General features: G+C 68.9%; 21 protein-coding genes and 1 tRNA gene. 9 read left to right on the forward strand and 13 right to left on the reverse strand.

The genetic code is table 11. From position 1 onward, the window contains the following. The first annotated feature begins 24 nt into the window (after positions 1 to 24). Positions 25 to 1,884: a serine/threonine-protein kinase gene (locus AC1HFH_RS01950; RefSeq protein ID WP_480245712.1), complete on the forward strand. Its 1,860-nt coding sequence runs from the start codon at positions 25 to 27 to the stop codon at positions 1,882 to 1,884. Beyond that, entirely contained in the window at positions 1,881 to 3,782 is a 1,902-nt protein-coding gene (locus AC1HFH_RS01955) for a protein kinase domain-containing protein (RefSeq protein ID WP_480245713.1), read from the forward strand. The genes AC1HFH_RS01950 and AC1HFH_RS01955 overlap by 4 nt, the downstream gene beginning before the upstream one ends. 13 nt (positions 3,783 to 3,795) lie before the next feature. On the opposite strand, the gene AC1HFH_RS01960 is transcribed toward AC1HFH_RS01955, so the two are convergent. Both AC1HFH_RS01960 and AC1HFH_RS01965 read right to left on the reverse strand, forming a co-directional pair. Next, the gene (locus AC1HFH_RS01960) at positions 3,796 to 5,331 is read right to left on the reverse strand and encodes a Rieske 2Fe-2S domain-containing protein (RefSeq protein WP_480248014.1); all 1,536 of its coding nucleotides are present in this window, start codon (positions 5,329 to 5,331) and stop codon (positions 3,796 to 3,798) included. 42 nt (positions 5,332 to 5,373) lie between these two features. Then, positions 5,374 to 6,294 carry a hypothetical protein gene (locus tag AC1HFH_RS01965; RefSeq protein ID WP_480245714.1) on the reverse strand — a complete coding sequence of 307 codons (921 nt, stop codon included), beginning with the start codon at positions 6,292 to 6,294 and terminating at the stop codon, positions 5,374 to 5,376. Positions 6,295 to 6,444: 150 nt separating this feature from the next. Between AC1HFH_RS01965 and AC1HFH_RS01970 the strand changes: the two genes are divergently transcribed. The 3 genes from AC1HFH_RS01970 to AC1HFH_RS01980 all read left to right on the forward strand — a co-directional run bounded on the left by AC1HFH_RS01970 (position 6,445) and on the right by AC1HFH_RS01980 (position 8,233). Further along, complete coding sequence (locus AC1HFH_RS01970) at positions 6,445 to 7,206, forward strand: lysophospholipid acyltransferase family protein (RefSeq protein ID WP_480245715.1); 762 nt, start codon at positions 6,445 to 6,447, stop codon at positions 7,204 to 7,206. A gap of 144 nt (positions 7,207 to 7,350) precedes the next feature. Continuing rightward, positions 7,351 to 7,426, forward strand: a tRNA-Gly gene (locus AC1HFH_RS01975). Between the two features lie 213 nt (positions 7,427 to 7,639). Continuing rightward, a complete protein-coding gene (locus AC1HFH_RS01980) occupies positions 7,640 to 8,233 on the forward strand; it encodes a YbaB/EbfC family nucleoid-associated protein (protein WP_480245716.1) in 594 nt (197 codons plus the stop codon). A gap of 82 nt (positions 8,234 to 8,315) precedes the next feature. Here the strand turns inward: AC1HFH_RS01980 and AC1HFH_RS01985 are convergent, their stop codons facing one another. From AC1HFH_RS01985 to AC1HFH_RS02000, 4 genes are all read right to left on the reverse strand, one after another. Continuing rightward, positions 8,316 to 8,999, reverse strand: coding sequence for a histone deacetylase (locus tag AC1HFH_RS01985; protein WP_480245717.1), 684 nt, complete (start codon positions 8,997 to 8,999; stop codon positions 8,316 to 8,318). A 177-nt stretch (positions 9,000 to 9,176) separates the two neighbouring features. Beyond that, on the reverse strand, positions 9,177 to 11,432 hold the full coding sequence (locus AC1HFH_RS01990) for a heavy metal translocating P-type ATPase (protein ID WP_480245718.1): 2,256 nt from the start codon (positions 11,430 to 11,432) through the stop codon (positions 9,177 to 9,179). Next, positions 11,429 to 11,614: a hypothetical protein gene (locus AC1HFH_RS01995; RefSeq protein ID WP_480245719.1), complete on the reverse strand. Its 186-nt coding sequence runs from the start codon at positions 11,612 to 11,614 to the stop codon at positions 11,429 to 11,431. The genes AC1HFH_RS01990 and AC1HFH_RS01995 overlap by 4 nt, the downstream gene beginning before the upstream one ends. Before the next feature lie 23 nt (positions 11,615 to 11,637). Continuing rightward, positions 11,638 to 11,844: a heavy-metal-associated domain-containing protein gene (locus AC1HFH_RS02000; protein WP_480245720.1), complete on the reverse strand. Its 207-nt coding sequence runs from the start codon at positions 11,842 to 11,844 to the stop codon at positions 11,638 to 11,640. Between the two features lie 127 nt (positions 11,845 to 11,971). Here AC1HFH_RS02000 and AC1HFH_RS02005 point away from each other — a divergent pair, with 127 nt between their 5' ends. The 3 genes from AC1HFH_RS02005 to AC1HFH_RS02015 are packed head-to-tail and all read left to right on the forward strand — an operon-like array spanning position 11,972 to position 13,826. Next, the gene (locus AC1HFH_RS02005) at positions 11,972 to 12,319 is read left to right on the forward strand and encodes an ArsR/SmtB family transcription factor (protein WP_480245721.1); all 348 of its coding nucleotides are present in this window, start codon (positions 11,972 to 11,974) and stop codon (positions 12,317 to 12,319) included. Beyond that, on the forward strand, positions 12,316 to 13,398 hold the full coding sequence (arsB, locus tag AC1HFH_RS02010; RefSeq protein ID WP_480245722.1) for an ACR3 family arsenite efflux transporter: 1,083 nt from the start codon (positions 12,316 to 12,318) through the stop codon (positions 13,396 to 13,398). The genes AC1HFH_RS02005 and arsB overlap by 4 nt, the downstream gene beginning before the upstream one ends. Further along, on the forward strand, positions 13,395 to 13,826 hold the full coding sequence (locus tag AC1HFH_RS02015; RefSeq protein WP_480245723.1) for an arsenate reductase ArsC: 432 nt from the start codon (positions 13,395 to 13,397) through the stop codon (positions 13,824 to 13,826). The genes arsB and AC1HFH_RS02015 overlap by 4 nt, the downstream gene beginning before the upstream one ends. Here the strand turns inward: AC1HFH_RS02015 and AC1HFH_RS02020 are convergent. From AC1HFH_RS02020 to AC1HFH_RS02045, 6 genes are read right to left on the reverse strand one after another with little or no spacing between them, the layout of a single operon-like run. Continuing rightward, a complete protein-coding gene (locus AC1HFH_RS02020; RefSeq protein ID WP_480245724.1) occupies positions 13,812 to 14,558 on the reverse strand; it encodes a hypothetical protein in 747 nt (248 codons plus the stop codon). The genes AC1HFH_RS02015 and AC1HFH_RS02020 overlap by 15 nt on opposite strands. Then, positions 14,555 to 16,258 carry an ABC transporter family substrate-binding protein gene (locus tag AC1HFH_RS02025; protein WP_480245725.1) on the reverse strand — a complete coding sequence of 568 codons (1,704 nt, stop codon included), beginning with the start codon at positions 16,256 to 16,258 and terminating at the stop codon, positions 14,555 to 14,557. Before AC1HFH_RS02025 ends, AC1HFH_RS02020 begins: the two co-directional genes overlap by 4 nt. After that, positions 16,255 to 17,934 (reverse strand): ABC transporter family substrate-binding protein, encoded by a 1,680-nt coding sequence (locus tag AC1HFH_RS02030; protein WP_480245726.1) that lies wholly within the window; start codon positions 17,932 to 17,934, stop codon positions 16,255 to 16,257. The genes AC1HFH_RS02025 and AC1HFH_RS02030 overlap by 4 nt, the downstream gene beginning before the upstream one ends. Positions 17,935 to 17,942: 8 nt before the next feature. Then, positions 17,943 to 19,790: a dipeptide ABC transporter ATP-binding protein gene (locus AC1HFH_RS02035; RefSeq protein ID WP_480245727.1), complete on the reverse strand. Its 1,848-nt coding sequence runs from the start codon at positions 19,788 to 19,790 to the stop codon at positions 17,943 to 17,945. Further along, the gene (locus AC1HFH_RS02040) at positions 19,787 to 20,692 is read right to left on the reverse strand and encodes an ABC transporter permease (RefSeq protein WP_480245728.1); all 906 of its coding nucleotides are present in this window, start codon (positions 20,690 to 20,692) and stop codon (positions 19,787 to 19,789) included. Before AC1HFH_RS02040 ends, AC1HFH_RS02035 begins: the two co-directional genes overlap by 4 nt. Continuing rightward, on the reverse strand, positions 20,689 to 21,666 hold the full coding sequence (locus tag AC1HFH_RS02045; RefSeq protein ID WP_480245729.1) for an ABC transporter permease: 978 nt from the start codon (positions 21,664 to 21,666) through the stop codon (positions 20,689 to 20,691). The genes AC1HFH_RS02040 and AC1HFH_RS02045 overlap by 4 nt, the downstream gene beginning before the upstream one ends. A 95-nt stretch (positions 21,667 to 21,761) precedes the next feature. On the opposite strand from AC1HFH_RS02045, the gene AC1HFH_RS02050 reads away from it, so the two are divergent. Further along, a complete protein-coding gene (locus AC1HFH_RS02050) occupies positions 21,762 to 22,592 on the forward strand; it encodes an HAD family hydrolase (RefSeq protein WP_480245730.1) in 831 nt (276 codons plus the stop codon). A 242-nt stretch (positions 22,593 to 22,834) separates the two neighbouring features. On the opposite strand, the gene AC1HFH_RS02055 is transcribed toward AC1HFH_RS02050, so the two are convergent. Further along, positions 22,835 to 25,162 (reverse strand): N-acetylmuramoyl-L-alanine amidase, encoded by a 2,328-nt coding sequence (locus AC1HFH_RS02055; RefSeq protein WP_480245731.1) that lies wholly within the window; start codon positions 25,160 to 25,162, stop codon positions 22,835 to 22,837. Positions 25,163 to 25,311: the final 149 nt, after the last annotated feature.

A 25,311-nucleotide genomic window follows, 5' to 3' on the forward strand; every position in this document is an offset into this window, starting at 1 on the left:
AGAGGCCGACCGGGAGGGGCACAGATGAAGGCACTGGAATCCGGCGATCCGGAACAGCTGGGCCGGCATCGGCTGCTGGCGGTCATCGGAGCCGGTGGCATGGGCACGGTGCTGCTCGGCCGTAGCCCGGACGGCCGGCTGCTGGCAGTGAAGCGAATTCATCCGCAGCTCACCGGAAGTGAACAGTTCCGGGCCCGGTTCCGGCGGGAGGTGGTGGCCTCGCAGCGGGTCACCGGGGCCTACACGGCAGCAATCGTCGACCACGACGCCGAGGCCGAGGACCCGTGGCTGGCGGCGGAGTTCATCGCTGGGCCGGCCCTGCAGGACGTGGTCGCCGACTACGGCAGGTTCACGCTGAGCGGACTGAAACTGCTGGCCACCGGGCTGGCAATGGCCCTGGTCGAGATTCATCGGGCCGGTTTGGTGCATCGTGACCTGAAACCCGGCAATGTCCTGCTCACCAACGACGGTCCGCAGGTCATCGATTTCGGTATCGCCCGGGCGATGACCGAGGACGTACAGCTGACCGCCACCGGGACAGTGATCGGCTCGCCCGCCTACATGTCGCCGGAGCAGGCCGAATGCCGACCCTTGACGTCAGCATCGGATGTCTTCTCGGTCGGCGCGATCCTCGCGATGGCGGCGACCGGGGTGAGCCCGTTCCACGGCGCTTCGACACCACAGGTGCTGTACAACGTCCTGTACACCACACCGGATCTGAGCGGAATCGCTGCGCCGGTCCGGGATCTCGTTGCGGCATGCCTGGCCAAGGACCCGGCCCAGCGGCCGACTCCCGAGCAGTTGCTGGAGGCCGCGGGGCGAATCGACGCCGAACCGGTCTGGCCGGTCCGAGTGCGCCGCCGGATCGCGGATTGCGCCGCGGAGGCCGAGCGCTGGGCCACCGGTACCGGCGTCCCGGTCGAGGCGGAACAACCGCGCCGCCGGGTGGAACGCCTGCTGGCCGAACCGCGGCGGGTCCTGCCGGTCGCGGTGGCCGCGCTGCTCGCGGTCGGCGCGGCTCTGGCCTGGGGGGCAGGTGTGGACGGGCACGCGGTGCCGATGGCAGATCCACCACTGGCATTGACCGCCGAAGAGACACGGTCGCTCGATGTCTGCGAGTTGCTGAAGCCGTCGGTGCTGGGGGAGATCGGCACCCCGGCCGGGGAACTGGTTCGCAACGGGTCCACCGGCTGCTCCATGAACGTGCTCGATCCGTTGGGTGACGAGTTGTACTTCACTGTGGATACGGGGCTGCCGCCCGGTTGGGTCATCGAGGATCACGACCCGATGGGCACCACCATTGCCTGGATGCCGGTCCTCGGGCTGCACCGCGAGGCCTCGATCTGCGACCGCTATGTGGTCACCCAGGGAAGACCTCGTACCGCCATCCGAATGCAGGTGAACAGCTCGGGCACGGACGGCTGCGCAGTTGCCGAGCGCGCCCTCGCGGCGGTTGTGCGGCGGCTGTCGGTCGATCCGCCGGTCCGGGACCTGCCGGTGGACTCGGTACTCCGGCTGGACGCCTGTGAGTTCGTGTCCGAATCCGCCCGGGCGGTGGTCGGCGACCCCGGCAGCGTCGAACCCGGCGGAGCACATGGGTGCAGCATCCAGGGCGATATCGGGTGGGTGAATTTCGATTTCCGTGAGGGCATCCGATTCGATTCGCCCGGGAACGACGGCGTCGAGATGGACGGCTGGACGGTCCAGGAGGACCCACTCGGCGACCGGCAATGCGACCTTGCATTGATGGTCCGGCCGACCTACAAGGACCGTGCCGAAAGCGTCTCGATCAACTTCGGCACCTGGCGTGCCGCCGATATCGACCCCTGTGAATCCGCCCGCCGGGTGCTGACCCCGTTGCTTCCGAAACTGCCGAGATCATGACACCGACGCCGCTCACACCCGCCGACCCGCATCGCATCGGCCGCTACCGGCCGATCGGGGTGCTGCGTGCCGACCCGATCCACCGGCGGCTGCTGTGTGCCGGCCCGGACCGGCAGCTGTACGTGCTCACCCAGGCCCGATCCACCGCCGTCGAGCAGACCGACTTCCGGATCCGGCTGCGGCACACCGCGGTGGCTGCCATGCGGATCACCGGATCGGCCAACAGCACGGTGGTAGACGTGGATTCCGATGCCGACCCGCCGTGGTCTGCCACCGGGTACACGCCGGGGACGCCGCTGGACGAGGTGATCGCCGAGCACGGGCCGCTCCCGGAAGCGGCGGTGTGGGCGCTGGCGGCTGCCGCGGCTGCCGCCCTGTGTACGGTCCACGCGGCCGGGCTGGTGCACCGCGGCCTCCGCCCCGGCGCGATTCTGCTGACCCGGGACGGGATCAGGCTCGGCGATATCGGCCTCGTACCCACCGACCCACCGGTCGCCGAGACACCGCCCGGGACGCCCGACTTCCTGGCGCCGGAACAGACCCTGGCCGCGCCGGTCACCAGCCCGGCCGATGTATTCGCGCTGGGGTCCGTGCTGGCTTTCGCGGCCACCGGGAAGGCACCGTTCGCGGCCGTTTCGGTTCCGCTCACGTTGTACACCATCGCGCAGGGACAGCCCGACCTGACCCAGGTGCCCGAGCAACTACGTGGACTCGTGGCAGCCTGTCTGCAGAAGGATCCGGCGGCTCGCCCCACTCCGGCGCAGATCGCCTACCGGCTGGGGGAACCGCCGGCCGCGCCACCCTGGCCGGATGCGGTGTTCGCCGCCATCGATGCCGAACGGAATCGGGCCGAAGAACTCCTGGCAGAACTGCCGGCGGAGGTCTTGCCGGACGCCCCGGCCGTCCCGGCGCATCGACGATTCGCCGCCACGGCACAGCGACTGGGCAGTGCAGTCCGACGGCGCTGGCGTGCTCTCGGCCGGCGCGGTCGCATCGGGTCGGCGATCGTTGTCGCCGCGATCGTGCTTGCTGCCGGAGCGACCGGGTACGGTGTCGCGACGAGTCCCGAACCGGGCCCGGTCACTGCGTTGACGCTGGCCGAGCAGCGCAGAATCGATGCGTGTGCCTGGCTCCGGTCGGCGCTCGGCAGTGGAATACCCGACGGCCCGGCGGCCTTCCCTGCATCGAGCTGGGCGTTCGACTCCTGGCTGAACTGGGGTTGCACTGCGTACACCGACGGCTATCGGATCACCTTGGAACTCGGCGCGTATCTGGAGTACTTCACACCGTACGAGACCGACGTGGCCGGAGTTCCGATCGTGCACGGCAGCATGGTGCGATGTGGCCGGGCGATCCGGTCGGCCGCACCGGAATCGGAGCCCGAGTTCGAGACCGGGATCGTTGTCGACTTCTCGGTGCCTGCCGATATCGAGCTCGGTTGCGAGGCCTCCGACTACATCGTCGGTCGGCTGGCGCGGACTCTGGGTAGTGCTCCGCGTACCGAAGATCCGGCCACGGCGTTGGCCCGCATCGATCCGTGCGAGCTGCTCGACCGGAAGGTCGTGGCCGCCGCGATCGGGCCGCTGCCACCGGAACCGACGGTGGCGGGTGCGCATCACTGTCGTTGGAACGGCCGGGTTCAGGCGACGCTGTCGACGAAAGCGATCAGCCTGATGACCGATGAACCCACCGAGACCGTGGACGGGGTCGAACTGGTCGGCGACCCCGAAGGCTCATCGGCCATCTGTACCCGTGCCTACCGGTATGGGGACCGCTCGGACGATGAGGGCTATCCGGTCGATGTGCTGGAAATGGAGATCTACGGCGGCGCCGGCACCAACTGCGAAACCGCCGGAGAACTCCTCGCCGCGGCGGTGCGCGCACTGCCGCCGCACTGAACCGGCGACCGGGTCAGAGCTTGCGGGAACGCAGTTCGTGGCCCTTCGAGGTCTTGCACCGGCCGGACTCCAGGTCCCACTGCCACCCGTGCAGGTTGCAGGTCAGCGTATTGCCTTCGACCACACCGAACTTGGAGAGGTCGGCCTTGAGGTGCGGGCAGCGGCGCTGCACCTCCCAGCCGTCGAGTTCACACGAGGCGTTGTCGTCGTGCGCTTCGGCGAACCAGCCGTCGGCGTAGGCGATCCGTTCGTCGGTGAGGCATTTGAAGAAGGTGTAGAGGAACTCGTTGTAGCCACCGATCCGCCAGGCCTGGAACCGGGTGGACAGGAAGATGGTGTTCACCCAGTCGGGTTCGTTGTCCCGCAGTACGGTGCGCACCAGCTCGGGGGCGATGCGGAAGCCGTAGCGGTACTTGCCCTCACCTTCGACGGGGAGCCGGACCTCGCGCTTCGGGAAATCCAGGACGATGGTCTGCTCGCCGAGCACCAGCCCGACCGGGTAGCCGATACCGTCGCAGATCAGATCGCTCTGCTTCATGATCGGCTCGAAGAGCTCCCGCAGCGGTTCCAGCAGCGAATCGTCGCCGGTCGCCCAGGCGGCCTTCTCGGCCGCGATCACCGGCGCGAACCGCTGCGCCATCTCCTCGATATAGCCGGCCTTGTCCCGATAGATCTCGTCCGGGTCGAACGGATGGCTCAGTTCGAGTTCCGCACCGTGTACGTCGGCGACCGATCCGGGGATCATCAGGATGCCGCCGGAATTGCCGTGGCTGCGCATCTGCTCGAGGAACACCACCTGGTCCGGGAAGATGTTGCCTTCATCGCCGCGATCGTCGTTGAGGTAGCGCAGCTCGTCGTCGAGGAACACCGGCGGCCCGGCCGAGGGCACCACCCAGGTGGCCCCGACCTGTTCGATGTAGGAGCGGGCCCGGTCCATCCCGCGCTGCCGCTTCTGCTTGCCGAAGTTGGCCTTGGTGCGCTTCGGGATGTCGTACACCATCGGGTACCAGATGGCGCCGGAGTACTGCAGCAGGTGGATGTCGATGTGGCCGAACGCGTCGTGCACCACGTCCATATCCACCGGCCGGGCGTCGTTCATGTTGAAGCAGGTGGTCTCGCCGTCGGAGACGATCAGCCCGGAATCACCGATCGGGCCGTCGGCCGGCGCGCGCAGCGCCACGATCATGACGTCCAGATCGGCTCCGTTGCCCGGAACCGTGTGCTTGACCGAGTCCTCGGTCTCGAAGAACTTGTGGAAACCGAGCTTCTCCAGCTCCCGCTTCAGATCCGGTACCGGATAGTCCGGGAGCAGGACGGTGGCGTCCTTGTTGACGTATTTGCTCAGGTGTGCGGCGTCGAAGTGGTCGCGGTGCAGATGCGAGACGTACAGGAAGTCCACATTGCCCAGTTCGTCCCAATCGAGACGGGTGTTGTCGGGAAACGGGAACCACGACGCGAAGTACGCGGGGTTCACCCACGGATCGCAAAGGATCGTCCCGGCCGCGGTTCGGATGTGGAATCCGGCGTGTCCGACGCTGGTGATCTGCACGAGCTGTTCCTCCTGACCAGTACCAGCCAACCAGGGTAATGGTCAGGAGGTGTAGTCGCCGATGCAGTAGCCATCCGACATGGGTGCCAGGACGAACGTCACAGTTCCGGGGGTGCCCGCGGGGTCGGTGACCGGGACGGTCACCTGCTCGTATCCGCCGGTCAACGGCTCCGAGCCGATCCGGGCGTCGGTGAATGCCGCGATCCCGGCCGGTGCGGGCGCGGCGGCCAGCGGCGCGGCGACCGGGGCCCCGCTGCCGGTCGGATCCCAGGTGGGTGGCGCGGCCGGGCACACCAGCGGATAGGCGGCCTCGGTATCGGCCGGGTTCAGCGGCGCACCGGTCAGCCGGGCCAGATAGCGGCGCACCGTGTGCCGGGCGTCGGCACTGTCGTAGCCGGGCTCGGCCGCGGCCGGGAACACCCGCCCGCAGGCGTACCCACGCTCGACGGCGGCGCGCGATACCGCCACCGTGGTGGTCTCGCTGCGCCAGGTGATCGTGTCGCCCTCGGCGACGCCCGGTGCGGCGAGTGCGGTGAGCGCGGCCTGCGGATCGGCGTACATACCCTCGATCGTCAATGGCGGAATGGTCCAGCACTGCTGCTGCAGTTGTTCGAGTGGCTGGGTGGCCAGGTCCGCGGCCCAGCGTTGCACCGCCGGGGCCGCTTCCGGCAGGCCCGGTACGGCGCCGACCGGGGGCGCGTCGGAGGGGACCGGCGGTGCGGTGGGCGCCGGAGCCTCGCTGGTGATCGTCGGCTCGGTGCTCGGGCTCGCTTCGGTGGTCGTTTCCGCGGCGAAGGTCTCACCGTCGCGCGGACGGCCGTCGCGGGAGATGCCGGAAACGGAGTCGCAGCCGGTCAATACCACGGTCGCGGCCAGCGCTGCTCCGCCGGCGACCAGGCGGAAGGTGCGCCCGGCCGGGCGCGGCGCGGTGGCGGTCGGGGTAGGCGGGCAGACACGGTCCACGGCAGCGATCCTCTTCCCTCGGCAACGGTCGGCGCCATTGCGGCCCCGGCTTCCGCCCGCCCAAGCTACCCGCTCGGCACCGGATCGACAGGCTCGCCGAATGTCGCCCGCGGTGACGTACCGCACGATCTGCGACTACGCTCCGGAAATGTGGAACCCGTCTACCGGTCGATCATCGGCCTGGCCCGAACGCTCTTCTTCGCCGAAGGACTGAAGTTCACTGTGCACGGCGCCGAGAACATCCCCGCCACCGGCGGTGCGGTGCTCGCCGTCAACCACACGGCGTACACGGACTTCATCTACGCCGGCCTGCCGGTGCGCACCCCCAAGCGCTATATCCGGTTCATGGCGAAGAAGGAGGTCTTCGACAACAAGATCTCCGGTCCGATCATGCGCACGCTCAAGCACATTCCGGTCGACCGGTCGGCCGGTGCCGACTCGTATCAGGCTGCGGTCGAGTACCTGCAGCGCGGTGAGCTGGTCGGTGTCTATCCGGAAGCCACCATCAGCCGCAGTTTCGAGATCAAGGCGTTCAAATCCGGCGCCGCCCGGATGGCGATCGAGGCCGGGGTGCCGATCATCCCGATCGTGATCTGGGGTGCGCAGCGGGTGTGGACCAAGGGCTACCCGAAGCGCCTGGGCCGCACCAACACCCCGATCTCGATCGCGGTCGGCAAGCCGATCCGGCCCTATGAGCCGGCCGCCGAGCTCACGGCGGAACTACGCGCCACCATGCAGGAGTTGCTGGCCGGACTCCAGAAGGACTACGAGCACGAACCGGGTGCCTACTGGGTGCCGGCTCGGCTCGGCGGCAGCGCCCCGACACTCGAGGAAGCCGACGCCATGGATGCCGCCGAGGCTGCGGAGAAGGCCGCCCGGCGCGCGGCCCGCAGCGAGCAGCAACCGGGCTGAACCCGGCATCCGGCGGTATCCGATGGCCTGAGCCGCGAGGCGCGCAGCCGTGGCTCAGGCGGGACCCGATTTCGTTTTCGCCGGGGCCACCGGCTAGAGTTCTAGGCACGCGATGCGGTCCGGGTGACCGGCGGCATCGAGTGTGCGGATGTAGCGCAGCTGGTAGCGCATCACCTTGCCAAGGTGAGGGTCGCGGGTTCGAATCCCGTCATCCGCTCCATATGAGGGCGGCACCCGGAAGCGGGTGCCGCCCTCATGCTGTTTCCGGACCGATGCGGCGCGGGGTGCCCGGCACGCTGCGGGGTGCGGTCGAATTCGATGGAACCGATCGGCGGGGCGGTACGTCCTATTAGATGCCGGTACGGTCCGGGGGTTCGTCGGGGGATGTCCCGGCCGCCCGGCGATCACAGCTACGAGGACGAGGAGTGGCGCGATGCTCAGTAGTGACCCGCAACGAGCGGCCGACGAGCTGGCGCAGTGGGCGCAGCAGCTCGAGGAGAAGGCCGGGCGGTACCAGGACCTGCAGGGCCGGATGGCCACGCTGACCGCCACCGAGTCCCGGGGTGGGGTGAGCGTCACCGTCGACCCGAACGGGGTGCCCACCGATATCCAGCTGTCCGCGGCCACCCGGGGCGCCGATCCGGCCACCCTGTCCGGCCTGATCATGAGCTGCATGCGGGCCGCCCAGGCGAAGCTGCGCGGTCAGGTCACCGATCTGGTTCGCGATGTCGTCGGGGACGATTCCGCCGGGCAGGGCATCGTCGACCAGTACGACCGACGCTTCCCGGATCCGGCGCCGGAGCCGTCGGAGCCCGGCGCGGGCTTCGCTGCGCCCGGCTATGCCGCGCCGCCGCCTGCCGCTACTCCGCCCGTCCCGCCTGCTCCGTCGTACCCCCGGGCAGCCACACCGCCCGAGCAGAGCAACGTCCGCCCGGGCACCCGCAAGCCGGACCGCGACCGAGTGGTCGCCCCCGACGATCCGGACGAGGACGACCAGTTCTTCGGCCGCAAGTCCTGGCTGGTCTGACCCGGCGTCATCGCGGCCCACGACTTGTCCGGGGCGCACCGGTCGAAAGCGTGCTGCAGTGGTGGCGCGGCCGGCCCGAGCGTCAACGCGGAACCGGTCCCCTGCCCTGCTTGTCCTGCGGCGGCACCTCGGCGACTACCGCATCGATACCGACCTCGTCGGCGATACCCTCCGGGTGAGGTGTGCCCGGTAGAGCGTCGAGGTAGGCGGCGATCTCGGCCGGTCCCCACCCGTGGGTCTCGGCCAGACCGTCGGCCAGTAGCTCGCGGTAGCGGGCCGAGGGGGCGCGGAGCGGCACGGCATCCGGGTCCCAGGACGCGGTACAGGTCAGGATCGGCAGTCCGGCGAGTTCGCCTAGGTGCAGCAGGGTTTCGTAGCGGCCGGGGCCCAGTTGCAGGCGTCCCCGGGCAGCGACCTCGCCGGGGTCCACCGCAACGGTGCTTCCGGGCTCGCGGTACATCTCCTGGGCCAACAGATCGTCGAACTGTTCCACGGTCAGCAGCCGGGCGCAGACGGCAGCCGTCCGCGGTCGGCCGGGTGCGGGGCGGTCGGTGTAGAACGCGACACCGCCGGTCCATACCGGACTCTCCCAGGCGAAGTACACGCAGCCGGGCAGTAGCAGCGGTTCGGTGCGCAATGGTTCGGCCGGGTCGCGGAATCCCGGATAGGTGCGCTTCCCGCCGGCCGGACGTCCACCCAGGCGGTAGCAGTCGAACCGTGCGGTGCTCAGGTTCGATCCGTATGCGGCATACCACACTCGCTGCATCACATCGCCTTCCGTGTCTGCTCGAGCGGCCGTCCGACTCCATGGTGCCGCAAGCTGGGCGCCCGGCCGGCGGCCCCCGTCCTCGCGCACAGGGCGGCGGCAGTAACTCGCGCCGGAAACGGCGAACGGCGGGCAGCGATCGGATCGCTGCCCGCCGTCCGGTTCCGGTGGACAGTGCTACTGCGCCGTCGACCGGAAGCGCCGCAGCCGCAGGCTGTTGCTCACCACGAACACCGAGCTGAACGCCATGGCGGCGCCGGCCAGCATCGGGTTGAGCAGCCCCGCCATCGCCAGTGGGATGGCCGCGACGTTGTAGGCGAACGCCCAGAACAGGTTGCCCTTGATGGTCCCGAGAGTGCGCCGGGACAGCCGGATGGCATCGGCGGCCGCCCGCAGGTCGCCGCGCACCAGGGTCAGGTCGCTCGCCTCGATGGCGACGTCGGTGCCGGTGCCCATCGCCAGGCCCAGATCGGCCTGGGCCAGGGCGGCGGCATCGTTGACGCCGTCGCCGACCATCGCGACGACCTTGCCTTCGTCCTGCAGCTTGCGGACCGTGTCCACCTTGTCCTGCGGCAGCACCTCGGCGATCACCGCATCGATACCGACCTCATCGGCGATGGTGCGGGCCGCGCGGGCATTGTCGCCGGTCAGCAGGATCGGGGTGAGCCCGAGTTCGGTGAACTGGCGGATCGCCTGCGCCGAGGTCGGCTTCACGGCGTCGGCCACCACCAGCACGCCGCGGGCCTGTCCGTCCCAGCCGATCGCCACCGCGGTCCGCCCGGCGTCCTCGGCCTCGGTCAGCACCCGGGTCAGCTGCTCGCCGAGCGGCTGCGACCAGTCCGCCAGCAGCCGGGGCCGGCCGACGATCACCGCGTGACCGTCCACCACGCCCTGCACTCCGAGCCCTTCGATATTGCCGAAGTCCTCGACGGCCGGCAGGGTACCGAACTTCTCGGTCGCGCCCTTGGCCACGGCCTGGGCGATCGGGTGTTCCGAGGAGTTCTCCAGTGCCCCGGCCAGCCGGAGCACCGTGTCGGCGTCTTCGCCGGCGGCGGCGTGCACATCGAGCAGGGTCATCTTGCCGGTGGTGACGGTGCCCGTCTTGTCCAGCACGATGGTGTCCACCTTGCGGGTGGATTCCAGCACCTCGGGGCCCTTGATCAGGATGCCCAGCTGCGCGCCCCGGCCGGTGCCGACCATCAGCGCGGTCGGGGTGGCCAGGCCCAGGGCGCACGGGCAGGCGATGATCAGCACGGCCACGGCGGCCGTGAACGCCGCCGCCACCGAGCCGCCGGTGCCCAGCCAGAAGCCGAGCGTGGCGACCGACAGTGCGATCACGATCGGTACGAAGATGCCGGAGATCCGGTCGGCCAGCCGCTGTGCCTGCGCCTTGCCGGTCTGGGCGTCCTCCACCAGCTTCGCCATCTGGGCGAGCTGGGTGTCGCTGCCGACCCGGGTGGCGTGTACCACCAGCCGGCCGCCGACATTCACCGTCGCACCGGTCACCGTATCGCCCTCGGCGACCTCGACCGGCACCGATTCGCCGGTCAGCATCGAGGCGTCGACCGCAGACGAGCCCGCCACGACGACACCATCGGTGGCGATCTTCTCACCGGGCCGCACCACGAATTCGTCGCCGACGGCCAGCTGTTCGATCGGGATCCGCTGTTCGGCACCGCCGCGCCGGACCGTGACGTCCTTGGCGCCCAGTTCCAGCAGCGCCCGCAGCGCCGCCCCGGCCCGCCGCTTGGACCGCGCCTCGAAGTAGCGGCCGGCCAGGATGAAGGTGGTGACGCCGGCCGCCGCCTCCAGGTAGATGTTGCCGGTGCCGTCCATCCGGGCGATGGTCAGTTCGAACGGGTGGGTCATACCGGGAACACCGGCGGTACCCCAGAACAGTGCGTAGACCGACCAGGACAGCGCGGCGAGGGTGCCCATCGACACCAGGGTGTCCATGGTGGCGGTGCCGTGCCGCAGGTTGGTCCAGGCGGCTCGATGGAACGGCAGCGCTCCCCACACCACCACCGGCGCGGCCAGGGTGAGGGACAGCCACTGCCAGTTGGTGAACTGCAGCGCCGGGATCATGGCCATGGCGATCACCGGGACGGTGAGCACCAGCGAGACCAGCAGCCGGGTGCGCAGTGCGGCGGCCGGGTCCGGTTCGGCCGGAGTTGTTTCGGTGTCGGCGGGTGCGGGTGGCTCGGGTAGGGCGGCCGTGTAGCCGGCCTTCTCCACCGTCTCGATCAGCTGCTGCGCGCCGATATCACCGTCGATGTCGACGCGGGCCTTCTCGGTGGCGTAGTTGACCGTGGCCGTGACGCCGTCGAGCTTGTTGAGCTTCTTCTCGATCCGGTTGGCGCAGGACGCGCACGTCATGCCACCGATCACCAGTTCGACCTGTCCGGTGCCCGGTGGTGTTGTCGCGGTGGTCATCGCGAGGCTCCTAGTTCTCGAAGGGCTTCCGGCGCGCCGTGACCGGAGTCGCAGGTCTGCTGGTTCTCGTGCCGGGTCGGTGCGGCCGGTTCCGGGCCGACCAGGGCGCCGATACCGACCGCGATCCCGAACACGGCTGCCAGCGAGATGGTGAAACCGGCGAACTTTGTCGTGGCGTTCATCGGATGCTCCGTTCCGGTATCGGTCAGTCGGTGAGTGGGTAGCCGGCCGCGTCCGCGGCGGCGGCGAGGTCGGCGGTGGCGATCGGCCCATCGGCTTCGATGGTGACCGAACCGCTGTCGACATCGACGTCGACCCCGGTGACACCGGGCAGTGCGCCGATCTTGTCGCGGACCTTGCCGGCGCAGCAGCCGCAGGTCATTCCGGTGACGGTGACGGTGGTGGTGTTCATATTCTGCTCTCCTTCTCCACGATGCGCCGCTCGCAGCGGCTACTGCCGTTCATACGATACCCCCCTAGGGTAATTAGTCAAGAGGGCTCCGGTCGACTTCTGATTCGATATCTGTCAATATCGACGCATGTCGAATCAGGAACCGATGGGATGTTCCGCCGAGCCGCTGGTGCGCCCGCCGCTGGACGCCGAGTCCGCGGCCGAACTGGCGGCGGTGTTCAAGGCGCTGTCGGATCCGGTGCGGTTGCGGCTGCTCGCCTCGGTCGCCGGCCGGGCCGGTGGCGAGGCCTGCGTCTGTGACATCTCGGCCGGGCTGGACGTCAGCCAGCCGACCATCTCGCACCACTTGAAGGTGCTGCGGGAGGCCGGGCTGCTGGTGAGTGAGCGGCGCGCGTCCTGGGTGTACTACCGGGTGGTACCGGAGGCCCTGCAGCGACTGGCCGTGGTGCTGCCGCTCGAGGGGGCACTCGCGTGAACGTGACGGCCGAAACTCAGCCGGCCGTCGTCGGCAAACTGGGCACGCTCGACCGGTTCCTGCCGGTGTGGATCGGTGCCGCCATGGTCGCCGGGTTGCTGCTCGGCCGGATGATTCCCGGCCTGGGCGATGCGCTGGGGGCGGTCGAGATCGACGGCGTCTCGCTGCCGATCGCGATCGGACTGCTGATCATGATGTACCCGGTGCTGGCCAAGGTCCGGTACGACCGGCTCGACACCGTGACCGGCGACCGGAAGCTGCTGGTCGGCTCGCTGGTGCTGAACTGGGTGCTCGGCCCGGCGCTGATGTTCGCGCTGGCCTGGATCTTCCTGCCCGATCTGCCCGAATACCGCACCGGCCTGATCATCGTCGGACTCGCCCGCTGTATCGCCATGGTGATCATCTGGAACGACCTGGCCTGCGGTGATCGCGAGGCGGCGGCGGTGCTGGTCGCGCTGAACTCCATCTTCCAGGTGCTGATGTTCGCGGTGCTCGGCTGGTTCTACCTGTCGGTACTGCCGGGCTGGCTGGGACTGGAACAGACCACCATCGACACCTCGCCGTGGCAGATCGCGAAATCGGTGCTGATCTTCCTGGGCATCCCGTTGCTGGCCGGCTACCTGAGCCGTCGGATCGGTGAACGCAGGGCGGGCCGCACCTGGTACGAGGAGAAGTTCCTGCCGCGGATCGGCCCCTGGGCGCTGTACGGTCTGCTGTTCACCATCGTCGTCCTGTTCGCCCTGCAGGGTGAGCAGATCACCGAACATCCGCTGGACGTGGTCCGGATCGCGGTCCCGCTGCTGATCTACTTCGCCGTCATGTGGGGCGGCGGCTATCTGCTCGGCGCCGCCATGCAACTCGGCTACGCCCGCACCACCACCCTGGCCTTCACCGCCGCCGGTAACAACTTCGAACTCGCCATCGCCGTCGCCATCGCCACCTACGGCGCGAGCTCCGGCCAGGCCCTGGCCGGCGTCGTCGGCCCGTTGATCGAGGTCCCCGTGCTGGTCGCCCTGGTCTACGTCTCACTCGCCCTGCGCAAGCGCTTCCCATCGACTCCGGAAGGTGCCCCGGTATGACCGACAAGCCCAGTGTCCTGTTCGTCTGCGTACACAATGCCGGACGCTCCCAGATGGCGGCCGGGTTCCTGACCCAGCTGGCCGGTGACGCCGTGGAGGTCCGCTCGGCGGGCAGCGCCCCCGCCGACTCGATCAATCCGGTTGCTGTCGCCGCTATGGCCGAGGTGGGGATAGATATCGCCGATCAGGCGCCGAAGGTGCTCACCTACGACGCCGTAGAGACGTCCACCGTGGTGATCACCATGGGCTGTGGCGACACCTGTCCGGTCTTCCCCGGTATCAGCTACCGGGACTGGGTGCTCGACGACCCGGCCGGCCAGGGGATCGAAGCCGTCCGGCCGATCCGCGATGAGATCCGGGCGAAGGTGGAAGCACTGCTCGCCGAGCTGGTTCCGTCCCGCGCTCGGGCCGGCTCAACTGGGGTCTGAGCCGCGGATTGCGGCCAGCCAGGTGAAGGTTGCCGCTGCGATGCAGCAGGCACCGGCGAAGGCCGGGATGCCGCCGCCCATGACGTACACCCAGAACAGGGCGGCGAACGGGGCGGCGACCGCGCCCTGGGCATCCAGCAGCAGGCGGCGGGCCGGGGCCGGCGCATCGGTGACCAGGCGTTCCCAGCCGTTGCGTGCGGGGTGCGTGGCGGTCCCGGGTTCCGATGGCCGGGTCGGGTTGTCGATCAGTTTGCCGGGTGGCTCGGAGGTGCGTGCCCGGCCGGCGGGGTAGCAGCGCAGCAGCTTCGGCCCGGGGTTTCCGGCGGCCGGGTCGGCACTGCGTGTGGTGACAGCCCCATCCGGCGGTCGGTGCACGAACAGGCGCCCGCGGTCGACAGTCAGTTCGGCCGGAACGAGCGCAGTGAAGGCACGATCGAAATGAACCGGGACCCACACGGTTCCGTTCGCGTCGCCGACCTCCAGCCAACTGCGGCCGACCAGCCGATGCTGCTGCCGGACCCGGCGCGCCCGCCCCGGCCGGGCGCCGGACCGGAGCAGCCCGGCCGCCCGGGCGAACTGCCATCCGCTGTACCCGAGAATCGCGATCGCGACCACAGCCAGGGCGCTGAGCTGGTCGGAGTCGGCGAACGGTGCCCAGGCGATGACGATTGCCAGGGCGGCGGCGGTCACCGTGGCCGGGTAGGTCAGCGGGTAGCCGCGCCGGCGGTTCACTTCACGAAGCCCACATCGGTGTAGTCCACCGTTGCCAGGCCGAACGCGCCGTAATTGGCCAGGTTCTCGCGAGTGGCGACGTTTCCGGGCGACACCGCCAGCGGCAGCGAATGCCCGAGTTCGAAGATCATCCGATCGGCCTCGTTGGCCAGTTCCTTCGCCTTTTCCGGGTCGATCTCGGAAATCACCCGGTCGATGAGCTCGTTCAGCTCGGGCGAGCCGATCCGGCCCTTGTTGCTCTGTGGATTCTCCGGATCGTAAGCGTAGATCTGGGTCAGCGCGCCGAGCGGGAAAAGACTGCGTTGCCAGCTGAACTGGGCAATATCGAAGTTGCCCGGGTCGATCACGTCGGTGAACAGCCCGGTCCCGGGGTAGGTTTCGATTTGCAGTTCGACCCCGATCTCCGCCAGGTTCTGCTGCATGATCTGGGCCATCTTCACCCAGCTCTCCTGGTCGAACATCACATCGCGCAGCACCAGCCGCTGCCCGTCCTTCACCCGGTACTCGCCGTCGAGTCGCCAGCCGAGCTCGTCCAGCATCCGGGCTGCCTCGTCCGGGTCGTACCGCACCGGCTCCGAATTGTCCTGGTAGCCCGGCTGACCCGGCAGGAAGACGTGGTTGTTCAACGGCTGCGGATCCGCGACCAGGCCGTGCTGGGACGTACCGACGATGTTCTCCCGATCGATGGCCTTCATGATGGCGACCCGCAGTTTCGGGTCGGCGAGAATGGATCCGGGTGCGCCGTTGAAGGTGAGCTGTGAATTGTACGGTCGCGGGGCATGCCGCACGTCGATGCCGGGGGCGTTCGCGGCGGTGGTGACCTCGGCCAGGTCGGTCCCGAGATCGATGGCGTCCAGTTCGTCGTTCTGCAGCGCGGTGAGCCGGGCGGTCCAGTCCAGCACGCTGTAGGTGACGGTGTCGAGTTTGGGGGTCTCGCCCCACCAGAGCGGGTTGCGTTCGAGCACGATGCGCTGCTGCGCGCGGTCCACGGAGGCGATGCGGAACGGCCCGGCGGTCTCGGTGGGGCGTTCGCGGTCCCGGTCGTCGAACGCTTCCGGGGTGGCCGTGGACGCCGCGGGCATCAGTGCGCTGAACAGGCCGCGCCACTCCGAGTAGTGCTCGGCGAAGGTGACGACCGCCTGGCGGTCGTCCACGCCGCGTTCGACGGTGGCGATCCGGTCGTAGCCCTGGGTGGCTGCGACCTGGAATTCGGGGTTGCGGCCGCTCAGCGCTTCGGCCTGAGATTTCATGTCCGCCCAGGTGATCGGGCTGCCGTCGGTCCACACCGCATCCGGATTGATGGTGTACGCCACCCGCTGCGGCTCGGTGCCGGTGAGTTCGATATCGGTGAAGTAGTCGTGATCCACCGACAGTTCGCCGGTGGGCGATGACGTGACCGGTCCGGGCAGCGTCCAGCCGACGATCTCGCTGACCTCCCCGTCGGAATCCACGTGGTGCGGATTGAATGTCGCCGGGAACGAGGTCACGGTCAGCCGCAGATTCCCGCCGTCCCGGATATCGCTGCGGTCGTGCGCATTGATGTCGTTGGTATCGGTCAGCACCGTCGACCCCGCCACGATATTCGAACTGTCACCACCGCATCCGGTGACGATCAGGGCCAGGGCAGCGGCCGGGGCGAGGCAGCGTCCGGCCAGCTTCCGGGTGCGCCGGTGTCCGGCCGCGGTTCGTCGATCACTCATTGCACGAATCCGATCTGCGTGTAGTCGTAGGAGGCCAACCCTGGGGAACCGAAGTTCGCCAGGTCGGCGCGGACGCCGAAACTGCCGTGGTCCTGGGTGAGCGGAATCGAATGTCCTTCGGCGAACACCTCCCGGTCGATCCGGTTGGCGAGTTCGATGGCGCGTTGCGGGTCGAGTTCGGAGAGCATCGCATCGATCTGCTCGTTCAGTTCGGGTGAACCGATCCGGCCGAAATTGCCCTGCAGATCGTCCGGGTAGTAGCCGTAGATCTGCGGAATGCTGCTGAGCGGGAAGGCATCACCCTGGAAGCTGAACTGGGCGATATCGAAATCGCCGGGCTGCATCACATCAGTGAAGAAGCCGGGGCCCGGCCGGGTGTCGATCTCCACCCGCACGCCGACCCGGGCCAGATTCTGCTGGACGATCTGGGCGACCCGCACCCAGGTCGAATCGTCGTACATGACATCGCGGATGACCAGTTCCCGACCGTTCTTCGTCCGGATGTCGCCGTCGCGCCGCCAGCCCAGTTCGTCGAGCATCCGCTGCGCTTCGGCAGGATCGAAGGCGACCGGTCCGGAGTTGTCCCGATAGCCTTCCTGGCCGCGGACGAATACGTGGCTGTTCAGCGGTTGCGGGTCGGCGACGATGCCGTTCTGGATTGCGTTGGCGATACCGGCGCGGTCGATCGCCTTCATCAGCGCGACCCGCAGTCGCGGATCGGCGAGGATCGAGCCGGGCGCGCCGTTGAAGGTGATGTGCCGCCAGCGGTTCCCGGGCGCCTGGCGGATCTGCAGGCCGGCCGTGGCGCGGACGGTGGTCACCTCGTCGATCGAATGCAGCCGGGCGGCGTCCAGTTCGTCGTTCTGCAGGGCACCCACCCAGGTCGACCGGTCGAGCACCGAGAAGGTGATGGTGTCCAGCACCGGCGGCGTACCCCACCAATCCGGATTGCGGCCGAGTACGATCCGGCCCTGCGCCCGGTCGGTGGACTGCACCCGGAACGGGCCCGCAGTCACCGAGATCGCGTCGGCGAGGCTGTCGTTGAAGGCTTCGGGGGTGGCGGTCACCGACTTCGGGTACAGCATCGAGTTGCCGGCGAACTGGCCCCGCCATTCGGCATACGGTTCGGCGAAGGTGATGATCGCCTGCCGGTCGTCCACCCCGCGTTCGACGGATTCGACCCGGTCGAATCCGCTGGCGATGGCGATCTGGAACCCCTGGTCCGGGTTGCGCAGCGCATCGGCCTGCGACGCGATATCCGCCCAGGTGATCGGGGTGCCGTCGGACCAGGTCGCGTCCGGGTTGATGGTGTAGGTGACCTGCTGGGGGTCGGTCCCGGTCAGTTCCACCTCGGTGAAGTAGTCGGTATCGACCGACAGCTTGCCCGCGGCATCGGTGGTGAAGGCGCGTGGCATCATCGGCCGGACGATATCGGCGATCTCCCCCTCGTTGCCGTCGATGGACAGGGTGTTCCAGTTGGCCGGATAGGCGGCCACGGCCAGCCGCAGATTGCCGCCCGCCCGCAGGGCGTCGCGATCCATCGGATTGATATCGCTGGTTGCCCCGAGCTGTGCGGTCCCGGAAGCGCCGGTCTCCTCGGCCGAGCAACCGGCGGCGAACAGGCCCGCCGCCAGTACTGCGGCGACCCACCGGATTCCGGGTGATCGAACGCGCATTCTTCCTCCTATCGGCTCACCACCGGGACGGCGTCGAGCAGCGCCCGAGTGTATTCGTCGCGCGGATCGGTCAGCACTTGTTCGGCCGGCCCGGATTCGACGATCCGGCCGCGGTGCATGACCGCGACATCGTGGGCGAGGTTGCGGACCACGGAAAGGTCGTGCGAGACGAACAGATACGACAGGCCGCGGTCGGCCTGCAGATCCCGCAACAGGTTGAGCACACCGGCCTGGATGGAAACGTCCAGCGACGACACCGGCTCGTCCAGCACCAGCAGCTCCGGGGCCAGGGCGAGTGCCCGCGCAATACTGATTCGTTGTTTCTGGCCGCCGGAGAAGTCGGCGGGGTAGCGGTCGGCGTGTTCCGGGTGCAGGCCGACCAGGGTCAGCAGCTCCGGTACCCGCTGTTCGATCTCGGCGCGGGGGCGGCCGTCGATGCGTAGTGGTTCGGCGATCACATCGAAGATCGGCAGGCGCGGGTCCAGGGAGGCATTCGGGTCCTGGAACACGATCTGCATCCGGCGGCGCAGCTCCCGGCGCCGGTGCCGGGTCAGGGTGGCGACATCATCGCCCAGGACCTCGATCCGGCCGGACTGTGGTGTGGTCAGATCCAGGATCTGGGTCAGCGTGGTGGATTTGCCCGAACCGGACTCGCCGACCAGCGCCAGGGTCCGGCCGGCCCGCACTTCGAAACTGATGCCGTCGACCGCCCGGACCTCGCCGATCCGGCGCCGGAACACCACCCCGGAAGTGAGCGGAAAGGTCTTCACCAGGTCCGTCACCCGCAGCACCACCCCGTCCGATTTCCCGAGATCCGGTTCGGGTGCGGTGATATCGGCCCGGTAGGCGTCGAACAGTTCGGTGCTGCCCAGCTCCGCGGTGCGCACACAGGCCGCCGAATGGCCGGGCCCGGTGCGTTCCAGCGGCGGTTCGGCGGCCCGGCATTCGGGGATGGCGACCGGGCAGCGCGGTGCGAACGGGCAGCCGCCGGGCAGCGCGTGCATGGCCGGCGGCGCACCCGCGATCGGGATCAGCGGGGTGCGCGGCGGCCCGTCCATTCGCGGGATGGAACCCAGCAGGCCGACCGTGTACGGCATCCGGGGCTGCGCGAACAGTGAACGGGCCGGAGCCGTTTCGACGATCCGGCCCGCATACATCACCGCGACCCGGTCGGCGATGGTAGCGGCGATGCCCATATCGTGGGTGATCAGCACGATGCCCGCACCGGTGACGTCCCGAGCGGTGCGCAGCAGATCCAGGATCTGCCGCTGCACCGTGACATCGAGTGCCGTGGTCGGTTCGTCGCAGATGATCAGGTCCGGATCGTTTGCGATCGCCATCGCGATGACCACCCGTTGCCGCATCCCACCGGAGAACTCGTGCGGGAAAGATCGCGCCCGGACCTGCGGATCGGGGATTCCGACCAGGTCGAGCAGCTCCACCGCGCGGCGGGCGGCCGCCGCGCGGGTGGTCTTTCCGTGCGCGAGCACGGCCTCGGCGATCTGATCACCCACCCGGTACACCGGGGTCAGCGCGGAGAGCGGGTCCTGGAAGACCATGCTCACCGCTTTCCCGCGGATCCGGGACAGGTCCCGGTCGCCCAGGCCGATCAGCTCCCGCCCGCGCAACCGGATCGAACCCTGCACCCGGGCCTGGTCGGGCAGCAGCCCCATCACGGCCAGCGAGGACACCGACTTTCCGGAACCGGATTCACCGACGATGGCGAGTACTTCACCGTCGGCGACGGTGAAGTCCACGCCCCGGACGGCCTCCACCCGGCCCTCCTCACTCGGGAAACCGACCCGCAGGCCGGTGACCTCGAGCAGCGGTGTCGTGGTGCTCTCGATGCCGGTCATCGCTTGGCTCGATTCGCGGAGGGATCGAAGGCGTCCCGCAGGCCGTCACCGACGAGGTTGGCGCACAGCACGGTGGCGATCAGCAGGCCACCGGCGAACAGGAACAACCACGGGTAGGTGAATGCCGATCCGGTGCCCTCGGCGATCAGCGAACCGAGGGACACATCGGGTTTCTGCACACCGAAGCCGAGGAAGCTCAGCCCGGTCTCGGCCATGATCGCCGCGCCGATGCTCAGCGTGGTGTCGATGATCAGGATCGACGCGATATTGGGCAGGATGTGACTGCCGATCACGGTCCGGGTCGGCGCACCCATGTACCGGGCGGCCCGGACGAATTCGCGTTCGCGCAGGCTCAGCGTCATGCCGCGCACCATGCGGGCGCTGATCATCCAGCCGAACACGCTGAGCAGCACGATCAGCAGCACGATCGAATGGCTGCCCTTGGTGCGCGGCGCGAACAGGGCCACGATGATGAAGCTGGGCACCACCAGCAGCAGGTCGACCAGCCACATGATCGCCCGGTCCGGCCAGCCGCCGAGCAGCCCGGCCAGCGAACCGGCGACCGCGGCGATGGTGGAGCTGATGATCGCCACGCAGAATCCGATGATCAGCGACTTCTGCAGCCCGCGCAGGGTCTGGGCCAGCACATCCTGGCCGATCTGGTTGGTACCGAACGGGTGTTGCAGGCTCGGTGGTTGCAGCAGCGCGGTGTAGTCCAGTTCCTGATAGTCGTAGGGCAGCAGCGGCGGCAGCACGAAGGCGGCCAGGAACATCAGCAACAGCAGGGCCGCACCGGCGACGGCCGGCTTGTTGCGCAGGAACCGGCGCAGCACCAGCTTGCGGCGCCCCATCGCGACCGGGGACGTCTTCTCCTCGGCAATGATCAGCTCGGTTTCGGTCATCGGACTCGCACCCGGGGATCGAGGATCGCGTAGACGATGTCGGAGAGCAGCCCGGACAGCAGCACCACCAGGCCGGCGAACGCCGTCACCGTCACCACGACGTAGAGGTCCTGGGCATTGATCGAATCGATCAGCCATTCGCCCATGCCGTGCCAGCCGAAGATCTTCTCGGTGAAGGTGGCGCCGGTGATCAGGGCGCCGAAACTGTAGGCGAACAAGGTCGCCATCGGGATCAGCGCGGTGCGCAGGCCGTGTTTGTAAAGTGCCTTCGTGCGGGTCAGCCCCTTGGCCCGGGCGGTGCGGATGAAATCGCTCTGCAGCACGTCGAGCATGGCATTGCGCTGATAGCGGCTGTATCCGGCCATGGCGCCCAACGCCAGCGTGGCGGTGGGCAGCACCAGATGCTGCAGCCGGTCCACGAACTGCGGCCAGAATCCGGTGATCCGGCTCGCCGAGGTCTCGCCGGTATAGAGGAAGATCTGCTGTCCCGTCATCGTGTTGATCTCCAGAGCACCATATTTCAGCAGTGTGGCCAGCAGGAACACCGGTGTGCTCAGGATGAGCAGCGAGAGCACCGTGGTGAAGTAGTCGCTGAACTTGTACTGCCGGATTGCGCTCGCCGCACCGATCAGGACCCCCAGCACGGTGCCGATCACCGAACCCAGCACCAGCAGCCGCAGGCTGACCGCCACCCGCCGGCCCAGTTCCTCGCTCACCGGTTGCCCGGCCAGCGTGGTCCCGAAATCGCCGTGCACCACGCCGCCCACCCAGGTCAGGTAGCGCTGCGGGATCGGTTCGTCCAGGTGCAGCTCGGCGGCCTTGGCGTCGATCACCGCCTGCGGCGGCCGGGGGTTGCGGGATTCCAGGCTGTCCAGCGGCCGGAAGGTCAGTGAGGCCAGTGCGAAGGTGAGAAAGGAGGCCACCAGCAGCAGCACGAGGTAGTTCAGCGTGCGGCGCAGCAGAAAGCCGGTCATTTCTTCCTCGGGTCGAACGTATTGTTGCGGGGATCATACGGAGTGCCGGTCTTACCCGCCGGACCATGCGAAGGCGTTTCATCCGGCAGGATGGAATGGTGACGCGCTTGCAGACCAAACCGACGCTGGTGGCTTCCGATGTGGACGGCACCCTTATCGACGACGCCGAGCGGGTTACGGCTCGAACCAAGTCGGCCGTGGCCGCGCTCGTCGCCGACGGGGCCACCTTCGTGCTCGCCACCGGCCGGCCGCCGCGCTGGATCGAGCCGGTGGTGGCCCAACTCGGGCATGCCCCGCTGGCGGTCTGCGCGAACGGCGCGGTGCTCTACGACAGCGGCGCCGACCGGGTGCTGGCCAGCTCCTGCCTGTCGGTGGACACCCTGGACCACCTGGCCGACCTGGCCGAACAGGCCCTGCCCGGGTGCGGGCTGGCGGCCGAGCGGGTGGGCGCCAGCGCCCACGACGCGGCCACCCCGCAATTCGTCAGCTCCCCGAACTACCTGCACGCCTGGCTCAACCCGGACGATACGACGGTGTCCCGGGCCGAGGTGATCGCTGCGCCCGCGATCAAGATGCTCATCCGGCTGTCCGGCGCGCGGAGCTCGGAGATGCGGGCGGTGCTGGCGCCGCTCGTCGGCGACCGCGCCGACATCACCTACTCCACCGAGAACGGGCTGATCGAACTGTCGGCCCCCGGTGTCACCAAGGGCTCCGGCCTGGCGGCCATGGCCGATCACCTCGGGATGACCGCCGATTCCGCCATCGCCTTCGGCGATATGCCGAACGATGCCCCGATGCTGCGGCTGGCCGGACACGGCGTCGCGATGGGCAATGCCCACGAGGAGGCCCGCGCGGCGGCCGACGAGGTCACCACGCCGAACACCGCGGACGGAGTGGCCGCGGTGCTCGAACGCTGGTGGGGGTGAGTAGCTGAGCCCTCGGGCGGGGGCCGGAGGCCGGCACCGGACGCCCGGCCGGTTGTTCGCGTCCGGTTCGGCCGTGGCGGTGGGGCACACGGCTATCTCGGCACCAGCCTGGTCGGGCAGCCGGTAAGGCGAGTAGCTGGGGGGCCGACCCCGGTGCGGATGCGACACCGGGGTCGGCCCTTGCGTCCGGCGGCGTGCTGGGTTGGTGGTTCGTTCTGCCGGGGTGTGGGCTCAGCGGTGGATTATGGAGCGGCGCCTTCCGGAGCGGCGCCTTCCGGGATGGTGCCGGGATCGGCGGCGCCTTCCGGAGTGCTGCCGGGGCCGGCGGGCGCTGGTTCGGCGGGCGCCGGTGCGGGTTCGGCGGGCGCCGGTGCGGGTTCGGCGGGTACGCCTTCGGTCTCCAGCCGCTCCATTTCTTGCTGGTAGGTCTCGTTGTAGGTCTTCCATACCGTGGTGACGATGCCGGTGAGCTCGTTCAGGATCAGCGAGCCGTTCTGGAAGTCGGTGCGCATTCCGTCGGGGACGACGTAGGCGCTGCCCAGGGGCAGGCCGAGGACGCCCGCATCGGCGCCGAGTTCCAGGTAGCGGTCCAGGATCGCGCCGATCACCTCGAACACCTGGCCGTTCTCGCCGGAGTAGATGTAGCCGTTGGCGAACTTCACGTACTCGCGGCCCTGAGCGGCCGGCAGCAGATCCGATTCCGGTTCGCCCAGCGGGCCCTCGGCAGCACCGGTGTCCACCCAGTGCCGGGCGATCGCGTTGTTCTCCTTCGCCAGCCCCAGCAGCCGGTCGACCAGGGCCCCGAGTTCGGCCAGGTTGCCGCGGGAGCGGGCCTCGTTCTGCGGCGCCGGGCGCTGCTGAGTCTGGGGACCGGCAGAGCTGTCCGGGACCTCCGGGGCGGAGTCGGTGACGGCCCGGTCGGTGCCGCTGCCACCCGCCGCGCGGGCGGCGATCGAGCGGATCCGGTCCATCAGGGCGTACGCGGCGTCACCGGGGCAGCTGGTGTTGCCGACATCGCGGTGCGCGAACACCACCGGCAGTTGTACCTCTTCGCCCAGCGCATACCGGGTGAACTCGGTGCCCTCGGAGTACATGGTGGTCTCGCCCTGCGGATCCAGACCGGCGACCCGGGCTCGCCAGCCGATGAACCGGCCGAGCGAGTTGATCGAGATGTCGGTCGGCTTGGTGGTCTCGTAGTTGCCCATCAGCGATACGCCCGCGGTGTTCTCGTTGAACCCGCCCGTGTGCGCACCCTGGACGGTGCGGTTGAGCCCGCCGTAGCGGCCCTCGAAGATCTGGCCGTACTTGTCGACCAGCGCGTTGTAGCCGATATCGCACCAGCCCAGCGTCTGCGCGTGATAGGCGTAGATCGCCCGGACGATGCCGGCGGATTCGCTGCGCGAATAGTCGTTGCTACCGGCGGTGTGGTGCACGGTGAGCCCGCCCAGGCCGTCGTCGTAGGTGGGTTCCTGGCAGCGGATCGACTCGTCGGCGCCCCACTGCGCGCGGGTGATCACCTTCGGTCCGCCGCCCGGCAGTGCCGCCGCGATTTCGTGCAGTGAACCATCGATGGCGGCCCGGCCGGGATTGATCAGGACGGCTTCCAATGCGGTATCGGCCAGATGTGCCGGATCGTCGGAGCCCGGGTTCGGTTCCGCGATCGGCTGCGCCGCATCCCGGGTGATCATCATCTGCACCGCGGTGGTCTCACCGACATAGATCGGCTCGGTACCGGACGGTGCGGCAGCGCCGACGCCGGCATCCACCGGATCCGAGTCGTACCAGGGCCCCCAGCTGCCATCGGACTGCCGGGATCGCAGCATGGTGGTGACATCCGCGAGGGCGGGCCCGGTGACCGCGACCATGCTGAACGGCGTATCGCTGGTCACCTCCTTGACCTGTGCGCCCACCTGATCGAGCAATTCGGGGGCGATCGCCCCGGGAGCGAGCGCCGGCGTGTCGGGACCGGTGCCCGGCTGCATCCGGGCCGGATCGGCGATGAATCGCACGCCACCCGGGATCTCGGCGGCTGCCGGAGTCCGATCGGCCGTATCGGGTGCCGCGGGGTCCGTGGTGGTCGGTGCCGGAGCGGTGGTGGGTGCCGGAGCGGTGGTCGGTGCCGGACTGGTGGTGGGTGCGGCGCTGGTGGGTACGGGGGCTGTGTTCGTGGCCGGTGCCGGCATGTCGGTGGCCGGTGCCGGTGCGGTGGTGGGCGCCGGGGAGGCGCCGTCCAGCCGGGGGAGCGGGATCTCGCTGGGTAGTTCCACGCCCGGCGGTGCCGGCAGGTCCGGCGGCAGCTGGACGGACTCGGGCAGGGGCAGCATTCGCAGATCGGAAAGGTGCAGGTCGGGCAGGTCGAGACCGGTGAGTTCGCGCAGCGGGATGGTGATGTCGGGAGCCGAATTCAGCGCCACCTGGGCCAGCTGGGTCGGCACGGCGACCGGATCGACGTCGTTGGCTTCCCGGTAGCCGACGGAATCGCTCAGTGCCAGCACGCCCACCGGCGTCGCGACCACGAGCGTGGCCACCACGGGAAGCACGTAGGAACGTTTCGGCTTGAAATTCGGCACGTGCGTCTCCAATCAGGGTGGAACCGGTACTGCGCGTCGTGCTGGGGCTTCGGTGCGCCGGGCGAATCGCGCCGACATGTGATGCTTGCTTCCTGCTGTCTCACAGATCACACTAGCCACATCAGTCACATCTCTAAACCTCTTGTTGA

The organism is Nocardia sp. KT25-26, from assembly GCF_056627695.1.

What these genes read in the sequence shown, in the direction of transcription:
- AC1HFH_RS01950 (WP_480245712.1), top strand. Translation starts at nt 25, where the DNA reads ATGAAGGCACTGGAATCCGGCGATCCGGAACAGCTGGGCCGGCATCGG.
- AC1HFH_RS01955 (WP_480245713.1), top strand. Translation starts at nt 1,881, where the DNA reads ATGACACCGACGCCGCTCACACCCGCCGACCCGCATCGCATCGGCCGC.
- AC1HFH_RS01980 (WP_480245716.1), top strand. Translation starts at nt 7,640, where the DNA reads ATGCTCAGTAGTGACCCGCAACGAGCGGCCGACGAGCTGGCGCAGTGG.
- AC1HFH_RS01985 (WP_480245717.1), bottom strand. Translation starts at nt 8,999, where the DNA reads ATGCAGCGAGTGTGGTATGCCGCATACGGATCGAACCTGAGCACCGCA.
- AC1HFH_RS01990 (WP_480245718.1), bottom strand. Translation starts at nt 11,432, where the DNA reads ATGACCACCGCGACAACACCACCGGGCACCGGACAGGTCGAACTGGTG.
- AC1HFH_RS01995 (WP_480245719.1), bottom strand. Translation starts at nt 11,614, where the DNA reads ATGAACGCCACGACAAAGTTCGCCGGTTTCACCATCTCGCTGGCAGCC.
- AC1HFH_RS02000 (WP_480245720.1), bottom strand. Translation starts at nt 11,844, where the DNA reads ATGAACACCACCACCGTCACCGTCACCGGAATGACCTGCGGCTGCTGC.
- AC1HFH_RS02005 (WP_480245721.1), top strand. Translation starts at nt 11,972, where the DNA reads ATGTCGAATCAGGAACCGATGGGATGTTCCGCCGAGCCGCTGGTGCGC.
- AC1HFH_RS02015 (WP_480245723.1), top strand. Translation starts at nt 13,395, where the DNA reads ATGACCGACAAGCCCAGTGTCCTGTTCGTCTGCGTACACAATGCCGGA.
- AC1HFH_RS02025 (WP_480245725.1), bottom strand. Translation starts at nt 16,258, where the DNA reads ATGAGTGATCGACGAACCGCGGCCGGACACCGGCGCACCCGGAAGCTG.
- AC1HFH_RS02030 (WP_480245726.1), bottom strand. Translation starts at nt 17,934, where the DNA reads ATGCGCGTTCGATCACCCGGAATCCGGTGGGTCGCCGCAGTACTGGCG.
- AC1HFH_RS02035 (WP_480245727.1), bottom strand. Translation starts at nt 19,790, where the DNA reads ATGACCGGCATCGAGAGCACCACGACACCGCTGCTCGAGGTCACCGGC.
- AC1HFH_RS02040 (WP_480245728.1), bottom strand. Translation starts at nt 20,692, where the DNA reads ATGACCGAAACCGAGCTGATCATTGCCGAGGAGAAGACGTCCCCGGTC.
- AC1HFH_RS02045 (WP_480245729.1), bottom strand. Translation starts at nt 21,666, where the DNA reads ATGACCGGCTTTCTGCTGCGCCGCACGCTGAACTACCTCGTGCTGCTG.
- AC1HFH_RS02050 (WP_480245730.1), top strand. Translation starts at nt 21,762, where the DNA reads ATGGTGACGCGCTTGCAGACCAAACCGACGCTGGTGGCTTCCGATGTG.